Below are 16,952 nucleotides of genomic sequence, written 5' to 3' on the forward strand. Positions count from 1 at the left end.
CATTTTTCAACGGGCAGGTCATGTTGTTGTTTATAAGACGTTACGAAGGGAAGATTAGTTACCTTTTACTTTTGCTCTATTATATAATAAGGACAATTAGTAGAAATGGTCAGAACGGCGAAGGAGAATCGAAATGAACGTTGTTGAAATACAAATGGCGTTGATCGACGAGGATAAAGATCAACCTAGATACCAGTTTGACGAAGAGGCTCTGCAGGAGCTGATGAGCAGCATTCAGGAGATCGGTCTGCTGTCTCCCATCAAAGTAAGGCCTATAGCAGGCGGACGTTATATGATTATTTACGGGAACCGCCGATATAAAGCCAGCCAGATGCTGGGAAGATCAACGATTCCGTGTATCGTATCCCAGGCTACGGATGAAATGGAGATTTACCTGGAGCAAATCGCGGAAAACCTGACGCGGGAAGGATTTTCGCCGATCGAGGAAGCCGAGGCCTTCCATAAGCTGTTGAATGATGACCGGTTCCGCAGCTCCGTCAAGTTTCTGTCGGCCAAGCTGGGCAAGCCGGAAAGCTACATAAAAAATAAAATGGAGCTGCTCAAATTCAGCAACGCCGTCAAAAAGCTGATCGTGAGCGGAACGGAAATTCGCAAGGACCGGCTGACGGAAGATCAGCTGATGCCGTTGAAGGATCTGCCGATGGAGCATCGCGATCCGCTCGCGCTTATCGCGGCGCGGGACGAGCTGGCCGTCAGCGATGTCAAAAAAATCGCCAAGCTGTTCAAGGACAAAACGATCTCCGACAATACCAAGGAAAAGCTGCTGCTCAAAAATGGCGGCGGCTTGATCGAAACCTGGTCGGTCTATGAACAAAACCGCAAAGAACGCGCCAAGGCTCAGCAGGAGCAAGAGGAAGCCGCAGCTAGGAAAGCTGAGCTTGCCGCCGAGGCCCAAGCCTCCCGCGACAACAGCTCCGCTGCGCCGGGCGGTACGGCGGCCGGTGGCGGTAGTGCAGCATTTGGCGGTGGCACGGCCAGCGGTGTAGGCGGCTCGGCTGCCAGTGGCGGTAGCACGGCCAACAGTGCCGGCGGCTCGGCTGCCGGTGGCGGTAGCACGGCCAACAGTGCCGGCGGCTCGGCTGCCGGTGGCATGCTCAGCGGCAGCGGTGCAGCAGCTGACTTTAACGGAGCTGCCGGCGGCGGCCCTAACTCGGCTGCTGCCGCTTGGGCTGGAGCGGCAGGGGGCGCAGGCGTGAGCGTGGGCGGGACAACCGGCAGCGGCGTTGTTTATTCTGGCGAGCCGGCCACGGCGCCTGCTTTTGGCGTTCCGGGTTCGCAAGCTCGCAGCAGCGTGTCGGCTTTGATGCGGCAGCTGCAGGAGATTTTGCCGAGGCAGAATGAACTGAGCAGCACGATTTACAAGCTGGCGGCTTCTCTTCAAGAGGAGGCCGAAGCTTTGTCCGCCGGAGAGATCGACGCTATTATTACGGCTCTGCAAGGTCAATTGACTCAATGGCAAGAGCTGCGGGGCAAGCTGCCAAACTAAGACCAATATTCAGGACAATTCAGGGCAATCAAGATGTGATGACTAGTCTTAAATCATCTCGTTAAGTGCTGTGAGTTTTCAACAGTGTGATCGAAGCAAATCCTACCGCCACTAAGGCAAAACGACAAGCCGTTTTAATTGGACGGCTTGTCGTTTTTAATTAACTTCTTAACATCTCTACAGACCCCTTAACACCTCTACAGACTCCTTAGCATTTCCTCGGACTCCTAACACATCCTCATCTCCCCGACACTTCCTCCGTCGACTTGAAAAGGCAAAACGTATCCAAGGCGTCAAAAATCGTATCGCCGAGTTTACTTAAGGAGCCGCCGTTTTTACCATATATTTTGCCCGACTCGGAAATTAACAAAATGACATGCTCGCGGTACGCTTCTCCGATAATTAATAATGATTCTTTCACAAGGTCTTCGAACTCTTCAAAATCTTCCTTCTCGTAATAATCTCCCGCTGCAATATCGGGGCAAAAATGGAACCGTTCCATATGTCCCTCAGGATGCGTTACCTCAAATATTTTTCCTCCAAAGCGGCTTAATGCTTCTTTGACAGCCTCGGGCACCTCATACCCCATGCCCTCCAGGAAACGGACCGCATGGTCTATATCCACTCGCTCACCAGGCTCCCATCCCGCCTGTATCAGCATTTGTTTTGTCGTTTCCGCCAAATCCAAGCCCTAGGCCCCCTTCTCATGCACTGTTCTTTTTTTATTTTAATCGCAAAAAACCAACAGAGGTTTCCGCTCTGTTGGCATAAAGACGTTGTCTTTATTGGCGTAAAGGTATTGTTTCTGTTTGCATAAGGTTACACTCTATTGGCGTATGGGCGAATCTTTATTTTGCCGCCTTTTGCTGCTTCAGGTATTCCGCGAATACGTCTGCAAACGCCTCGGCCGTATTGAGGTTTTCCTCCAGCGTATTGTTTACGCCGCCGAATTCCATCAGCAGACTGCCGGGGGAAACCGACTGGTTATATTCGCCGTTGCCCTGATGCGAGCTTTTTAATAAAACGCCGCGCGACATGCCGGGGTATTTTTTATTCATAATCGCATTTAGCGCATCCGCGAATTTTTTGTTTTCCTTGTAGTTGGGATTGGCCGTGCCGATGACAAACATCACTTTTGCGTATGACTTTTTATTGATGGATGCCGTCGTTTTGCTCCGCGGCACATCTGCATCCCGGTGGATATCGAAAAAATAGGACAACGAAGCATAGGTGTTGACCGCATTGGAAACAACCTTGCCTGATTCCGCGTAGGACTGCGAATAGCTCAGCTTTTGCTCTGTCAGCCGGGTAGCGATGTCCGCATTTTCCGCAATTGCGGGAATATCCTTTTTCGACAACACTTCCGCCATATGTTTGCCTACAAGCGTAATATTGATCTCGCGGTCATCGTAGGCTCCGCCTTTTGTGCTGCGAGCTACATTTTTCCATGATTCGCGATTATGAGTATGGTAGATATAGACAAGGCTTTCGCTATGCGGCACCTCGCCTGTTTTAACCACCCACTTGGCCACATAAGCCTTGCTGCCGTTAACAAGCAGAATCCGGTACCACTCGCCTTCCGAACCGTCAATCCGGAAAGCATCGCCGCTTTTGGCCTTGGACACAACATCGTAATCCATGCCGGGGCCACTTCTAAGATTGGTGACAGCAACAATATGCACCATAGTCGCCGCAGGTTCAACATTCCCCCCGGGATTGGCGTTGCCATCCCCAGAGCCCGGCTGCTGCGAGCCTGGCTGTTCCGAAACTGGCTGCTCCGGCTGCGCGGAGGCATCCGTCTCCACGACCCAGTTGGCCACATAAGCCTTGCTGCCGCTCGGGAGCGCTATTTTGAACCAGTCCCCTTCTATACCTTCGATTTTGTACGTATCTCCGGCCTGGGCTTTGCCCACAATGTCATGCTCCATGCCCGGTCCTTTACGCAAATTCGTGACTGCCACTATATGTACAACAGTTGCCTGTTTCAAAATTTCTGCTGTTGCCTCCGCAGCAATGGCGGTGGTCGAGCCCGTCACTTTTACGGATGCGTAAGCTGCATCCCCTGCCCCGCTCCATAACAAAATGGCGGCAGTTCCCCATATTCCAACATTTCGCAGCTTCAAAGCCCGTTCCCCTCCATTTACAAACGTATCTCTACGAATTTCGACGGGATACGAGGGAAATCCTGCTAATCTGTTTATTTTTTCTCTTCAAAATTACTAGAGTCCCTCAATCCGGCGTGCATAATCAATGGACCAATCGGACACCATAAACTGGAAAATTACGCTGGTGACCAAACTAATCAAGGTTTCGCAACCGGGAGAGCCGAGGCAAACGGATCTGTACGGTAATTTTTTTCCAGGAGGCAGGCATGTCGTTTATTAAAGATTCCATGCTGGTAATCGGACGGATCTATACCATCTATCCTTTGCTGCTGATTGTCGCTCTGTACATGGGGAGGCGGTCTGTTGGACAGCTGCCGATCTTTGATTTTTTGATCTTTTTGTCGTTGGGCTCAGTTGTTGGCGCGGATATCGCGGACCCAAAAGTGGAGCATATCCATACGGCTGTAGCCGTAATCGCAATTGGCATACTCCAGCGCTTGTTCGCCTATCTGGTCATTAGATTCCGCAAATTCAACAAACTGGTGACCTTTGAACCCGTTATCGTCATCAACAAGGGGCAATTTATTCAGGGCAATATGCGGAAGGTGCAATACAGTATTGAGGATGTTACAGCCATGTTGAGGGAACAGAGCATTTTTGACGCTTCAACGGTCGAGCTGGCTATCCTGGAAGGCGATGGCGGGCTTAGCGTGCTCCAGCAAAAAAACAATCAGCAATTGACGCAGGAGCTGCTTCAAAACAACGACGCCGCCATCGGCTTGTCCTATCCTCTCATACGAGAAGGCATCGTGCTGGAAAAAACATTGTCTTCTTTGGGGTACAATCAGGCGTGGCTCGAGAAAAAGTTGAAAAGCAGCGGATATGCAGCCGAGGACATTTTTTTTGCAACAGTGGACGATAATGGAGCTTTAAATATTACGCCCAAGGTCGTTCAGCCTTCCCTGCCGCCATTGATTTATTGAAGATATTTTTCTGCTTCGCAATTGAAGATATTTTTCTGCTTCGCAATCGAATCTCAAAATGGCAACGCAATTTCTTTGTATCTACATATTTTTTGTATCTGCATATTTTTTGTCTCTCTATGCTCTTTGTCTCTAGATGATATTTGTCTCTCCGTGCTCTTTGTCTCTGTGTGCTCTTTGTCTCTCCGTGCTCTTTGTCTCTACACGTTCTTTGACTTATAATATTTCAGAGATCCCCATTTTTAGCTGTGACAGGAGGTAATCGTGGTGGGACTGAAGGCGGCTGCCGCATTTCAAGAAACAACCGAACAACTTGCAGCGTTAGCAGAAATAGATGAGCTTACATTGCTTGAACCGGTCGGTGAAGGAACATGACAGCCATCACCTGGAACAGATCAAAAGCAAGCTCCTACATACATAAATTAAATTGGGTGGAAGACTCATCCATCATTTGTAATGCAACTGAAATATTTCTTTCATCCGTTCTTAATGAAGAAGGCCTATAATAGAACTCGACCCCCTTTTTTAAAATATAAATTTTTAGCCCGCTGCCCGTTGCAGCGGGCACCTTTTTTTCTTTGGGCATTCTCCTCGACTGAACCATTCGCGGCAAGCAAGTGGTCGAATCGATCGCAACCTTTTTTCTCTGGGAATTCTTCTCGGCTGAACCTATGGTCATCGGTGACCGTTAAAGGCGAAATATGAACAAAACAGCAACTGTAACGGACATCTATGTCCACTAGCGCTCGAAAATCAGCCCATTTCTCCCAAAAAACTGTTCTAATGGTCACAGATGTCCTTTAGCCGCGAAAATTCTCCAAAAAACGCTGCTAGCGGTCACGGATGTCCGTTAGAGATTTTTGGGTTGCTGCATACCTGGCTTTTTCTCTTATATCTGCCCTTGTACTGCCCTTATCCTGATCTTGCCTGCCCTTGTCCTGCTCATATTGCACCTTCCGCATCACGAGTCTTTTTCGCTCGCTGCTTTTTCGGTCCTCATCTTGCTCTCAAACCTCTTGACCCTTAGTTTCTCGTACATCTGTTACATCTCCTGTTTCTCTTACACCTACCACAACTGTTGCTTCCTCTATTGCTTCCTCTATTGCTTCTTGCATTTCTTACTTCTCTTGCTCCCCATACTTTATTACCTCTATCACATTTTTTCATTATATATATTTTTACATAATAAATACTCTTTACATATTTTTTCTCCCATTTCTTAATATTCGTGCTTTCATACATTCCTAACTTCTATCACATCTCTTGTTTCTCTTTCATCTACATCTCTTGTTTTTCTTACATCTAAATCTCTTGTTTTTCTTACATCTACATCTCTTGTTTTTCTTACGCCTCTTACATCTCTTGTTACTCTTAGACCTCTTGTTGCATCTCTTGCTACTCTTAGACCTCTTGGTCCCGCTGCCTCCACTCGCCCCACTTGCCCCATTCCCGCCATTGCTCCCACTGCGCCCGTTTTCCAGCATAACCTCGCCCTCGTTTCCCGCACCGGAATTTGCAATCGTGGTGGAGTTGGAGGAGGGCGACAGCTCAAAGATATTTCCGAACACAATTGTGCCTTCATTTTTGACAATGGTAACTCCGCTGCAATAACGCTTCATGCCAAGCCGCTCCCTCAACCCATCTGTTCAAAATGCCGCCACCTCAGGCGCTCCAGTTGAACAATTTCCAAGTCATCCCGTCTCTAACGATGCACTTGAACAATCCCCAAAACTTCCCTTCTGGACCGTTGCACTTGAACAATCCCCAAAACTTCCCTTCTGGACCGTTGCACTTGCTCAATCCCCAAAAACATCCCGTCTCGACCGTTGCACTTGCTCAATCCCCAATACATCCCGTCTCGACCGTTGCACTTGCTCAATCCCCCAAAACATCCCGTCTCGACCGTTGCACTTGCTCAATCCCCAAAACATCTCGTCTCCATAGTTTATGAAGGAGCAGCCTCGGGGGTCTTGGCCATTGCAACGAAGCCAAACGCCCGATTGTTAGTTCTGAGAGCGCCTTGCAGCGCTTAGGCGACAATACCGGGAGCTTGTCAGGAGAGAGGCAGCGTAGCCGGCTCGCCGTGAGACAGCTCGATCAGCACGATTTCGGGGCGGTTGAACAGCCGCTGCGGAAAGACGCTATTGCCGAGGCCGCGGTTTACGATCAAGGCGGACTCGTCCTGCCAGTGGATGCCTTCCGACAGCTTGGGCCAGCTTCCCTGGCCTGGGGAAAACATGCCGCCGACAAAAGGAAGCCGGATTTGCCCGCCATGGGCATGGCCGGACAAGCTTAGCTCCAAGCCGCGTTCGGCGTAAACGTCAAACAGCTCGGGCCGATGGCTGAGCAGGATGCGATAATATCCTTCGCCATCATCCTCTTGCATCGCCTGATCCAGATGGCTGTTTATTTTGGCCACATCCCCGTCCTCTACCCGGTTGTAGATAGGATCGTCCACTCCGATCAGAACAATTTGCCCTTCGCCTGCGGGCACATACTCCAGCTCATTGCGAAGCACGTGAACGCCTTTTGCGATCATTTCCTCTTCCATCTCGGGGTACTCTCGCACCGCATATTCATGATTGCCCACCGAAAAATACACCGGCGCGATATCCAGAAGCCCATCCATCAGCCCCATACTGGCATCCCTATCAAAATGGGAGGAATCCACGAGATCGCCCGTCATCAGAATGAGATCGGGCTTCAGCTCTTTCACCTTGCGCAGCAGGGGGCGCTGCTCCTTGCCAAACTCCTTGCTCTGGAGATCGGACAAATGAACGATACGATATCCCTCAATACCTTGCGGCAGCGCAGGCGACATCAATTGATGCGTCGTTATGCCGATGGCGTTGTTCTCCTGATGGAGGAACACAAACAACAGCACGATCGCTCCGGGCAAATAGATAAACAGCCACCGTTTTGTTTTGCTCATGCTGCCATCCTCCTACTCCATCAACCGATGGTACGACAAATTCCAAGACGGCCAGGTGGTTCGTCTTTCATTCCTGGCTTCCAGCTTCAATTCCTTGACCACATTACTCAGCGTCAGAAGATCGGGATATTTTTCGCTGAAGGCAAGCAGCGATGGAGCTGCATCCGGCGAAAGCATCTCCAAATAGCTAAAATCGATTTTTCCGCTTTCTTCATAACGCGCGATGTTGTTATCCGCTATACGCGCATCCAGATTGGCGTAATTCATCACGACGTAGGATGCCACCGCAATCGCAATATATATTTTGGCTAGCGAAAAACGTCCATACCAGATCCGGGCTAGCGCCACTGCCATCCAGACGCCAAGCATGATCATAAACCCATGCACCAGCAAGCGCAGCTGGGTGTAGCCGTAAGCATCCTCATACAGGGAAAGCCTGCTGTAGGCCGATACCAGCATGACGAGAGAGCTAAGCATCAGCAGGGTCAGCAAGATGCGACGAAGCGCATCCATTCCTTTGCCGCCAGGGGAAATGTAATGCAACCCCAGCAGCAGCAGGCCAATATTCAGAATAGCGACCATCACCAATTCGGCAAAGCCTTGGCGCGCGTACTCCGCATAAGCCGTTCCGGCAGGCAGCAAGCCTTCCGCCGCTCCGAACAGATAAGTAAATTGCACGGCGGCAAACAATACGTAAACCAAATTGATGCAGACCAGAACAGTTGAAGCTATTACGGGATCCGCGCCTATCGCGGCCTTTTCGGAGGGGAGCTCCGCAACCCGGCCAAATTCCGGACCAAAATCCGGCTGAGGCTTTGGTTTGCGCGGAAACATCAAACCCCACAAATAACAAAATACATAGATAGCTATGAAAACAGCTGTAAATACTCGCAGAAAACCTTCGCCGGCAAATCGGGAGTCGAACAATGACGGGATCGAGTTAATCCATGACATAAAGATGCTGTCTGCCGATCCCAGCAAGGATACGATAATCAATAAGAGCGGCGCGGCGATGAGCAGTCCAAGCGCGATTTTCCCCCAAGGCCCTTTGCGGGCGGGGGAGCTTTTGCCGATGCGCAGCTTTTCCGCCACCATTCCAAAGGGAACCGGCACATGCTCCAGAGGTTTGATCATCCACTGGTACAGCAGCTCGCTATAGAAAACCGGACGATTCCACGGCTGGGAGCCGCCTCTAGTAAGCAGCATCGTCTGAATGACGATCAACAGGAATAAGGCAGGAATATTCAGCCACCAAAACAGATAATTGGCGAAAAAAACATAGCTAAGAGACAACATGGCGATCGGCACAAATAACAGCCATCCGGTTTTGGACTGGCCCTGCCATTTGTCGAAGCCGCCGAATCTCCCTTTCATGGAATAAAAGTAGAGGCCATAAAAGCCTAGAACAAATAATGGAATCGAAAGGCCAAACGATTTGCCAACGAACAAATATTGTGAGGCAATGCCAAACACCACTGCCATTGCCAGCAGCCGGTCATACCTTCTCTGCCATGGCGCCGGATCTCTCATTGCTAAACACTCCTTTTTCACATTCTCCCAAACTTCTCGAGTCTGAAAACCAGACTTTTTAAACTCTCACTTTTATTGTAACCTATAAAACAGGAACAAAAAGTGCAACTTCTGCGTCAGTAATTTCATATTTTATATATAATCGTTCAAAAAGGAGGGATACGGTGAAAATCAGGCGGCATTATCTTGTGTTAAGAGGCATGTTTCCCGGCGTCGGAGAAGGCCAGCCGATCGAAACAACCTTGACCGAGCTTGCGGAAGCGCTGGATTGCACCCATCGCAATGTTGTTTTTGTGCTGGGACGGATGCGGGGCGAAGGCTGGCTGCAATGGACGCCGCGACGGGGTCGCGGCAACCGCTCGCAGCTGGTATTTGTAATTCCCGCAGACGCGCTGCGTCTTGAAGAAGCCAAGGAGCTGGCCCAGCGAAGCGATTTAAAGTCCGCGCTGCAGCTGCTGCAGCCTGGCGGAACGGCTTTGCTTGAACCGTTCCAGGACTGGCTGACGGGCCAATTCGGCTTCCATTCCGAAATGCAAAATACCCGCCGCATGGACACGCTCCGTTTCCCGCTGCCCGGCACGATTCAATCGCTTGATCCCGCCCGCATCCATTATTTTGGCGAATCGCATCTGGTCAATCAGCTCTTCGACAGCCTGCTTCGTATGGATGCCAAGGGGGAGACGCCGCTTCCCCATCTCGCCCATGCCTGGGAGAGCAATAAAGACCGCACCGAATGGATTCTTTATTTGCGCAAGGGCGTCCAGTTTCACCATGGCAGGGTCATGACGGCAAGTGATGTTATTTATTCTCTTAAGCGGCTGGGGCGGATGGCGCCGGCAGGTTTGTACAGCTGGGTCTACAACGGCATTCAACATATGGAAAAGGCCGATGATACAACGGTAGTCATCAAGCTGAAGGAGCGTAATGAAGCCTTCTTGTCCTTTTTGACCACAAACAGGGCATCCATCGTTCCGCGCGATATTTGCGAAGCCGAAGGTGAACGATTCGGGCATCAGGAGTCCGGCGGTTCCGTGATCGGTACCGGTCCCTTCCGCCTTCTTCCCTCCGAGCATGGCATATGGAGCCTGGAAGCCTTTTCGAATTATTTTTTGGGGCGGGCGTTTCTGGATCGGGTTGAGGTATGGGCCATGCCGGGTTCGGAAGCCAGGGAAATGGATCCTTTCGGCGCCAGCTCCGATTCGGGCGAGCCATCGCGTATCAAGACGTCCACCGATTTAATGGGCAAAATAGCGGAAACGTCCGAGCAGAAAACATCTGTTGAAGAATCCAACCAGCAGGAGGCATCGACATCTCCCGGTCAAGAGCGTCGCCAATATCAGGTGATGCACAATGTCCGCATGAGCGACCATGCGGCTGGCGAATGGCAGCAGGTGCGGCAATCCGGCACCACATGCAAATATTTGACCGTCAACGAATCCAAAGACGGCCCGTTGTCCAGCATCGAAGCGCGCCAGGCATTAAATGCCCTCATTGACCGCAAGCAGCTACTTGCACTGTTATCCGGCGATGTCATTGAAGCCGCCTCCAGCTTCTGGGGCGAGTCCGATTCCCTGGAGGAAAGCAATGAAAATAACGATGAATACTGGAAGAAACGAAGCAAGGCGTTATTCGGGACAACGCCGCTTAAGCTGGTGACGATTCCGCAATACGGAAGCGATGCAAGACTGCTTCGTCGTCTGCTCGCCAGCCAAGGAATAGCGCTGGATATCGAGACGATTCCGGCGGCTCAATTCAAGGGCACCGCGCGGATGAGCGCCGATCTGCTGCTGTTCTCCATCATGCTCGACGAACACCGGGAGCTGAGGCTAGTGGATCTGTTTACAAGCATGGGGCAGCATATGCTTTCGGAAAGCCGCCTCGCAACGGAAGGCATGGTTTCATCTATTCTGAAAGAAGAGGACAGCTCCGTCAGGAGGGAAAAGTTTATCGAGCTTGAAAAATGGCTGACTGCCCGAGGAAACTTGATGTTTCTGTACCGCAAGCATCTCAAAACCGCTTTTCACCCTTCCGTGCGCGGTATTGCGCTGGAATCGCTGAGTTGGGTACGGTTTCGGGATTTATGGTTCCGGTAACCGGTAATCTTTGGCTTCCGGCATAGACCAAAAACAACAGCTTTTGCTACAAAACACAAATTCGTGCGTATAACACTTATAATATCGTCATAAGGAGTGAACGGTCGTGGGTTTTGGTCCTTCATTTGGAGATTATGGATTTTCGTTAATAGCTAATGTGTTTCCTTTTTTATTCATCCTTGTATTTGTCCTGATTATCGGCACCTTCATATTTTCAATCTTCAAAAACGCGAAAAATGCTCAAGCGCCGAAGGAAAGCGCCTTTGTCCGAGTAATCGCGAAACGGACCGAGGTCCGGTCGCATGCCAGTCATAATATGCACCATCAAAATGACCATATCGGCACAACCGGCACGTCACGAACCTATTATTACATCACGCTGGAATTCGACAACGGCTCCCGCAAGGAATACCTTGATGTTAAAGGCTTGTATGGCCTAGTCGTCGAAGGAGATACCGGCTATGCGGCCACGCAAGGCGATTGGATTGTTGCTTTCGAGCGCAGCGGCGAAAATTCGTATACCTAGACTCCCATGAAAATGCCCGCCGACCGGCGACACAACACCGGCTGGCGGGCATTTTGAATTACGGCAGTACTTTTTCCATGCAAAGAGAGCTTTCGCAGCCTTCGTATTCGCCAAACGGCTCAATTTTGTAATATCCGTATTTCTGGTAAAAGGTAACCGCCTCATGCTGCGGCTCACCCGTTTCCAGCCGCATAATCCGGCATCCAAGCCCCGCCGCGCGCTCCTCCAAATACCGGTAAATGCTGCCGGCAACACCTCCACGGCGCATATCCGGCACAACAAAAAATCGCTTTAATTCCACCGATTCGGCATCAAGCAGCCTGATGCCGCCACAGCCGATCGCCCGGTCGCCGTCGTAAGCAACTACAAATATCATATCTTTTGTTTTGGGATCGGCAAAATCAACGGTGTAAATCTCCTCCGGTCTGTACAGGCCCAACAGATAGAGATCAAGCGCGGCAATCAATTCCGCTAAATCGGCGCTGTCGCTGGGTACTTCCTTAATGAGTATGTCCTTCATCTCCATCCTTCTCTCCATCCCGTTATCTTTCTATTCTGTTTATGTTAATCAGCCCTTAAGCCTTTTTTGTTTGGGCAGCAAACCAGTCCCAGCCCAGCCCCACATGCGAAGGCTTGTGGCTGTCGGAGCCATAGACGCATGGAATGCCCCGCTTTAGACATTCCGCTATAAACCAGTCCGGCACATACGGCGTCCCGATTGTCGGCACGCGCAAGCCCGCGCAGTTTACATCCACCCCAACCCCCGTATCGTGCAGGATCGGCAGAAGCGCCTCCAGCCGCGAACGAAACAAGGCTTCGTTTATGGGAGGAAGCTCTTTTTCGAATTTGCGGATCAGGCCCAGGTGGCCGATTCTTTTGCGCATCGGCAGCTTGCCCGCCCAAGCGATGGCCGTTTCAACGTGATCGAAATATTCATTAATGACTTGATCCATCGTGCCGTAAAAAGACAACAATCCTTCCTTGAAATCATCCGGCGTAAAATCGATGCATCGCATTCCCCCCGCTCCGCGCAGGTAATGGACCGAATAGACGACATCCTCCAGCTCATGTCCCCACTTCTCGACAAATCGTCTGGTGAAGCCATAATGACCGGGCAAATGGTCAAGCTCCAACCCGACCGTCACCTCGATTTTCCCCTCGTAACGGGCTTTCATTTCTTTCGCATATGCGAAATAACTCGCCAGCTCGGACTCCGGCATCGCAAGCTCGTCCATCAGCTTCTCATTATCGACCCAGCCCTCCGGCAGCGGAGGATGCTCGCTCATGGTATAACGCTGAAAGCCCTGCGCGATTGCTTCTTCCAAATACAATTCCTGTTCATCGTTGCTGCCATGATAACAAAACTTGGTATGTGTATGACCATCCCACTTCAACATATCAGAATGCTCCTCCATCTTCAGGTTAACATGTACGTACTCCTATCAATAGATTACCATAACCCCGGGTATCCTCGTAAAGGGAATAACGCGCCCTTCCCTTTTTCACGACATGAAGAGATGACAGAAGCCAATTCCCGCTATATTTCAGCAAAATAAAGGATTTCTGCAAGAGGTTGTCGAATAAAAAACTGGTTAATTATGTTATGAACCATATATTTCCTAACTTTTTAATGCTCTGGAAAATGTAGGAGGAACGTCATGAAATGGATGTCCAAACGGTTTACGCTGGTTTTTATTCCCGACGCCAATCAATCCGTCCGGCGTTACAGCGTATCCGCAAGTCTGCTTGTGCTTATTCCGGCTATTTTCATATTATTGGCGGCATGCTCGGCGCTGTTTATTTACCTGTTCACTGACAATCAAGCCGTCATAGGAAAACTAACCGGTCAAATCGCAGCCTCGCAGGAGCAACACGCAGAAGAGCTGTCGGACAAAATCAACCAAATTGCCACATTGGAGTCGGATTTGGCAGTGCTGGCGGAGCAGGCGCGGGAAATTGAAAGCAAGATGATTGATATTGCGGAGCTGGAAGCGCAATTAAAGGATATTGCCGGCATCGAAAGCTCCGAAGTCCAAATCAGCTCTGCCTTAACGGAGGAAAGCGGAGGACAAGGAGGAGAAGAATTCCCTCTTCCGCAAATGGAGCAGGAGCATCTGGCGAAGCAGACCATAGAAGACTTTTCCGCATTGTCACAGTTGATGGAGGAGCTTAAGCCTAGCCTGGAGAAAACCAAGGAAGCCATGCTGCAATACCAGCATATACAGGACATCACGCCAACCATCTGGCCTGCGGATTCCCGCAAGATTACCTCGACCTTCGGCGTCAGGCGCGATCCCTTTACAGGCCGAACGTCGCTGCATTCCGGTCTTGACCTGGGCGGCAGCAGAGGTGATCCGATCTATGCCGCGGCCGATGGCGTCATTACTCTGTCCGAAAATACATATCCCCAGGGCAACAACATTATTGTGGATCACGGACGCGGCATTAAAACCCGCTACCTGCATTTAAACAAACGTTTGGTGGAAGTTGGGGACACCGTCACCAAGGGGCAGCAAATCGGAGAGCTTGGCAATACGGGGCGAAGCACGGGACCGCATCTGCATTACGAGGTATTCGTCAATGGAACAAACGTCAATCCGATGCCCTATCTTAAAGAAGATCGAAAGGAAAGTGAATAACGATGTTTAAACCAAAAAGCGGCGGCAAAATCAATCCGGACTCCACGGACACTTTAGTTGGGGAAGGCACCACCTTTGAAGGAAAAATCAAATCCGAAGCCGGCATTCGCGTGGAGGGAACCGTCATCGGGGATATCGCCTCCAGCGGAGACGTCATCATTGGCGAAAAAGGCTGCGCCAACTCCAATATTTCCGCACGCGACCTTGTGCTTGCAGGCGAGTTAAACGGCGACGCCAACGTGCGCGGCAAGCTGACAATTTGTTCGACGGGCGTGCTGAACGGCAATTTGACGGCAGCTTCGCTTATTATTGAAGCCGGCGGCGTTTTTAACGGAACCAGCAAAATGAATGCCTCTCAACCAGAAAGCGCATCTCCCAAGCTGAAAGCTTCCTCTTAAAGATAACGAAAAATTTATATTACGTTATCATTCTCCATACAATTGCGGGGTACACTATCCTTAATTTCAGGATAGGAGACTGCAACCATGAAGCTGAACTTTGGAAATATTACGATCATGACACTTGCCTTCTTTACATTGATCGGCGCGTTGACCAATCCCCGCTTGCCTGACGATCAATACAATCGGAGCGCAGCGGCCGGACAGCCTGTATCCCTGTCGATCCACGAAGAAAGCGCCGAGTTACCCTCGGCTTTATTGCAAAACTATACATCCGGAGAAACTGCTGCTGCGCCTCAAGAGCAAACGATCGGAGCGGCATTTTTCAAGGCGGAAAACAATCCATCAACAGTGGCGGCTCAAGCTCAAGCCGTCTCTGTTTCTGCCGCAGCATCTCCGCAAGTTGGACTTGACGTCGTTCACACGGCGGGCAGAAGCTTTATACCTCTTCGCGGATACGTCGAGCAGCATGGAGGCTCTTTAACCTATAATGCCGAAAATGCAACAATCGATATCACGATCGGCGAAGAATCCTTTTCCTTGCTATTGCACGAAGGGACAGTGATGAAAAACGGCTATGAGCTGGCCGCTCACTTTTTTGTACAGAATGGCATGACCTATATTTCCTACGATACGGCTGAGACGCTCAGCTTTCCCGAGACATGGGATCAAAAAAACGGCTGACCTTCCCTTGCAAAAGGGACGATCGGCCGTTTTTCATGCTGGTTTGCGAAATATCCGTTTAATCCAATTCCGATTCATTAATAATTCGCAAATGACGCGTAATGATCTTGCCGGTTTCAATGGAACGGCTCTCAACTATGGATGGAGCTTCTCCCATTTTCTCTTTGCGGATAAACCAGCCGGCATAAGAAACCTTTCGCAGCTTGCCGAGGTGTTCCCATTCCTGCGGAAATGCCATCACCCCGTAGGAGATGTTTTCCGACGGAATCGCCTGCTCCATTTGAATACGCGGAAAATAGATATTTTGTCCCCCGCTATATCCGACATTCCTATCCGCTAAAAAATAAAAGCTGAGCTCCGCCACATTTTGTTCGGGAGCAAAATGCCAAACGATCGCTTTTTTGGAGTTATCGCTTAATCCCGACTGCCAAATAATCGGGGTCGTGTCAGTAGTAACCCTTGCAACGCGCCATTTGAAGCGTTCCCAGACAATGAAGCTGGAGCCGCGATTGTTTCCTTCATATGAAAAGGGAACAAACAGATGTTTTGGCCCCAGGGGCATCACATCCAGCGCTTCTGTTATTTTGACGTCGGGGGCAAATGACTTCAGCATAGTTAGAGCCTCATCATGTGCCGGGACGGCTCCCGGCTTGCCGTCAAAATTCCAGGCCAGCCATATGACAGCCGCCAAAGCAATCAAAATCTTCAACAGCTTCCTTCTGTTCATTGCCCCTCCCCTCCAATCCAAACAAATGGCTCCTCGGACCTGAAATATAAATAATCGCTCCCGGTAACAATTAGCAGCCCCTGGCCGTCAGCTTCCACAAACGCCGAGCTATGGATGCCGCTGCCCCATTGGGGTTCGATACCGTTTAGCATAAACGGAAATCGTTCCTTCCGGTATAAAACTTCGCCTTCCAGCATGGACTGATGATACCAGTCTAAAACCGGAAAATTGTCTTGAAGCACAGCTTCTTGTATTGAAACCTTTAGCTTCTCCACAGTGAATTGTCCAGACGGCGCGGACGGATGGGTTTGCACCAGCCTGGCTTTATCCACATGTGCAAGGTAAGTGGACAACTCGCCTGTGGGATAAACTGCCGAAAACAGCATTCCCGTTAAAAGCGCAACGGCCAACATGGCGTAGTTACTCCAAAAACCGGCCCAAGCAAACATTCTATACTTCTGCCAGGATTCTTTTTTTATGACAACATAAATCAATCCAACGCCAATGGGCAACACCGCCAGCTTGCCTGTAAAGCCGAACATATCAATATGGGCATTAAAAGCGGGAATCCCTATAATAACGGCCAGCAGCGCTTTCCATAAAACAGGTTTGCTCTCCTGCCTCCTGTAATGACGAATCAACACAATCGATATACCGATCCAGGCCGCGGAAGTTAGCAGCCATGAAACGAGATTTCCCGGAAATTCCAGATCAATCAACTTTGCAGATCTCCCTTCTGCTTGAGCGGTTTTTCGTTACCGCCATCTTTGCAGCATTTATACGCATATGTTTTTCCCCCTGAACATAATGGTACGTAGTGGTAGTCGT

General features: G+C 50.2%; 16 protein-coding genes. 7 read left to right on the forward strand and 9 right to left on the reverse strand.

Annotated features, from left to right (window positions below; all coding sequences use genetic code 11):
* Window positions 1–133 precede the first annotated feature (133 nt).
* The gene (locus ACX93W_RS20075; RefSeq protein ID WP_459394159.1) at window positions 134–1,507 is read left to right on the forward strand and encodes a ParB/RepB/Spo0J family partition protein; all 1,374 of its coding nucleotides are present in this window, start codon (window positions 134–136) and stop codon (window positions 1,505–1,507) included.
* 238 nt (window positions 1,508–1,745) lie between these two features.
* Here ACX93W_RS20075 and ACX93W_RS20080 read toward each other — a convergent pair whose 3' ends face one another.
* On the reverse strand, window positions 1,746–2,195 hold the full coding sequence (locus ACX93W_RS20080; protein WP_459394160.1) for an SUKH-3 domain-containing protein: 450 nt from the start codon (window positions 2,193–2,195) through the stop codon (window positions 1,746–1,748).
* A 160-nt stretch (window positions 2,196–2,355) separates the two neighbouring features.
* Entirely contained in the window at window positions 2,356–3,630 is a 1,275-nt protein-coding gene (spoIIP, locus tag ACX93W_RS20085) for a stage II sporulation protein P (protein WP_459394161.1), read from the reverse strand.
* 248 nt (window positions 3,631–3,878) lie between these two features.
* Here spoIIP and ACX93W_RS20090 point away from each other — a divergent pair, with 248 nt between their 5' ends.
* Window positions 3,879–4,595 (forward strand): DUF421 domain-containing protein, encoded by a 717-nt coding sequence (locus ACX93W_RS20090; protein ID WP_459394162.1) that lies wholly within the window; start codon window positions 3,879–3,881, stop codon window positions 4,593–4,595.
* Between the two features lie 1,234 nt (window positions 4,596–5,829).
* Here ACX93W_RS20090 and ACX93W_RS20095 read toward each other — a convergent pair.
* The 3 genes from ACX93W_RS20095 to ACX93W_RS20105 all read right to left on the reverse strand — a co-directional run bounded on the left by ACX93W_RS20095 (window position 5,830) and on the right by ACX93W_RS20105 (window position 9,057).
* Complete coding sequence (locus ACX93W_RS20095; protein ID WP_459394163.1) at window positions 5,830–6,042, reverse strand: hypothetical protein; 213 nt, start codon at window positions 6,040–6,042, stop codon at window positions 5,830–5,832.
* A gap of 606 nt (window positions 6,043–6,648) precedes the next feature.
* Window positions 6,649–7,527, reverse strand: a complete 879-nt coding sequence (locus tag ACX93W_RS20100) for a metallophosphoesterase (RefSeq protein WP_459394164.1) — start codon at window positions 7,525–7,527, stop codon at window positions 6,649–6,651.
* A gap of 12 nt (window positions 7,528–7,539) precedes the next feature.
* Entirely contained in the window at window positions 7,540–9,057 is a 1,518-nt protein-coding gene (locus ACX93W_RS20105) for a DUF4153 domain-containing protein (protein WP_459394165.1), read from the reverse strand.
* Window positions 9,058–9,221: 164 nt separating this feature from the next.
* On the opposite strand from ACX93W_RS20105, the gene ACX93W_RS20110 reads away from it, so the two are divergent.
* Both ACX93W_RS20110 and ACX93W_RS20115 read left to right on the forward strand, forming a co-directional pair.
* On the forward strand, window positions 9,222–11,150 hold the full coding sequence (locus ACX93W_RS20110; RefSeq protein WP_459394166.1) for an ABC transporter substrate-binding protein: 1,929 nt from the start codon (window positions 9,222–9,224) through the stop codon (window positions 11,148–11,150).
* A 106-nt stretch (window positions 11,151–11,256) separates the two neighbouring features.
* Window positions 11,257–11,676, forward strand: a complete 420-nt coding sequence (locus ACX93W_RS20115) for a DUF2500 domain-containing protein (protein WP_459394167.1) — start codon at window positions 11,257–11,259, stop codon at window positions 11,674–11,676.
* Between the two features lie 58 nt (window positions 11,677–11,734).
* On the opposite strand, the gene ACX93W_RS20120 is transcribed toward ACX93W_RS20115, so the two are convergent.
* Both ACX93W_RS20120 and hisJ read right to left on the reverse strand, forming a co-directional pair.
* Window positions 11,735–12,196 carry a GNAT family N-acetyltransferase gene (locus ACX93W_RS20120; RefSeq protein ID WP_459394168.1) on the reverse strand — a complete coding sequence of 154 codons (462 nt, stop codon included), beginning with the start codon at window positions 12,194–12,196 and terminating at the stop codon, window positions 11,735–11,737.
* 55 nt (window positions 12,197–12,251) lie between these two features.
* On the reverse strand, window positions 12,252–13,073 hold the full coding sequence (gene hisJ / locus ACX93W_RS20125) for a histidinol-phosphatase HisJ (protein ID WP_459394169.1): 822 nt from the start codon (window positions 13,071–13,073) through the stop codon (window positions 12,252–12,254).
* Between the two features lie 261 nt (window positions 13,074–13,334).
* On the opposite strand from hisJ, the gene ACX93W_RS20130 reads away from it, so the two are divergent.
* The 3 genes from ACX93W_RS20130 to ACX93W_RS20140 all read left to right on the forward strand — a co-directional run bounded on the left by ACX93W_RS20130 (window position 13,335) and on the right by ACX93W_RS20140 (window position 15,397).
* Window positions 13,335–14,315: a peptidoglycan DD-metalloendopeptidase family protein gene (locus ACX93W_RS20130; RefSeq protein WP_459394170.1), complete on the forward strand. Its 981-nt coding sequence runs from the start codon at window positions 13,335–13,337 to the stop codon at window positions 14,313–14,315.
* Between the two features lie 2 nt (window positions 14,316–14,317).
* On the forward strand, window positions 14,318–14,713 hold the full coding sequence (locus ACX93W_RS20135) for a bactofilin family protein (protein ID WP_459394171.1): 396 nt from the start codon (window positions 14,318–14,320) through the stop codon (window positions 14,711–14,713).
* A gap of 87 nt (window positions 14,714–14,800) precedes the next feature.
* Window positions 14,801–15,397 (forward strand): stalk domain-containing protein, encoded by a 597-nt coding sequence (locus ACX93W_RS20140; RefSeq protein ID WP_459394172.1) that lies wholly within the window; start codon window positions 14,801–14,803, stop codon window positions 15,395–15,397.
* Window positions 15,398–15,455: 58 nt separating this feature from the next.
* On the opposite strand, the gene ACX93W_RS20145 is transcribed toward ACX93W_RS20140, so the two are convergent.
* Both ACX93W_RS20145 and ACX93W_RS20150 read right to left on the reverse strand, forming a co-directional pair.
* On the reverse strand, window positions 15,456–16,124 hold the full coding sequence (locus ACX93W_RS20145) for a hypothetical protein (RefSeq protein WP_459394173.1): 669 nt from the start codon (window positions 16,122–16,124) through the stop codon (window positions 15,456–15,458).
* Window positions 16,121–16,843 carry a hypothetical protein gene (locus ACX93W_RS20150; RefSeq protein WP_459394174.1) on the reverse strand — a complete coding sequence of 241 codons (723 nt, stop codon included), beginning with the start codon at window positions 16,841–16,843 and terminating at the stop codon, window positions 16,121–16,123. The genes ACX93W_RS20145 and ACX93W_RS20150 overlap by 4 nt, the downstream gene beginning before the upstream one ends.
* Window positions 16,844–16,952 lie beyond the last annotated feature (109 nt).

The organism is Paenibacillus sp. CAU 1782 (genome assembly GCF_054551715.1).

What these genes read in the sequence shown, in the direction of transcription:
- ACX93W_RS20135 (WP_459394171.1), top strand. Translation starts at nt 14,318, where the DNA reads ATGTTTAAACCAAAAAGCGGCGGCAAAATCAATCCGGACTCCACGGAC.
- hisJ (WP_459394169.1), bottom strand. Translation starts at nt 13,073, where the DNA reads ATGTTGAAGTGGGATGGTCATACACATACCAAGTTTTGTTATCATGGC.
- ACX93W_RS20090 (WP_459394162.1), top strand. Translation starts at nt 3,879, where the DNA reads ATGTCGTTTATTAAAGATTCCATGCTGGTAATCGGACGGATCTATACC.
- ACX93W_RS20095 (WP_459394163.1), bottom strand. Translation starts at nt 6,042, where the DNA reads ATGGGGCAAGTGGGGCGAGTGGAGGCAGCGGGACCAAGAGGTCTAAGA.
- ACX93W_RS20105 (WP_459394165.1), bottom strand. Translation starts at nt 9,057, where the DNA reads ATGAGAGATCCGGCGCCATGGCAGAGAAGGTATGACCGGCTGCTGGCA.
- ACX93W_RS20100 (WP_459394164.1), bottom strand. Translation starts at nt 7,527, where the DNA reads ATGAGCAAAACAAAACGGTGGCTGTTTATCTATTTGCCCGGAGCGATC.
- ACX93W_RS20145 (WP_459394173.1), bottom strand. Translation starts at nt 16,124, where the DNA reads ATGAACAGAAGGAAGCTGTTGAAGATTTTGATTGCTTTGGCGGCTGTC.
- ACX93W_RS20075 (WP_459394159.1), top strand. Translation starts at nt 134, where the DNA reads ATGAACGTTGTTGAAATACAAATGGCGTTGATCGACGAGGATAAAGAT.
- ACX93W_RS20130 (WP_459394170.1), top strand. Translation starts at nt 13,335, where the DNA reads ATGAAATGGATGTCCAAACGGTTTACGCTGGTTTTTATTCCCGACGCC.
- ACX93W_RS20140 (WP_459394172.1), top strand. Translation starts at nt 14,801, where the DNA reads ATGAAGCTGAACTTTGGAAATATTACGATCATGACACTTGCCTTCTTT.
- ACX93W_RS20120 (WP_459394168.1), bottom strand. Translation starts at nt 12,196, where the DNA reads ATGAAGGACATACTCATTAAGGAAGTACCCAGCGACAGCGCCGATTTA.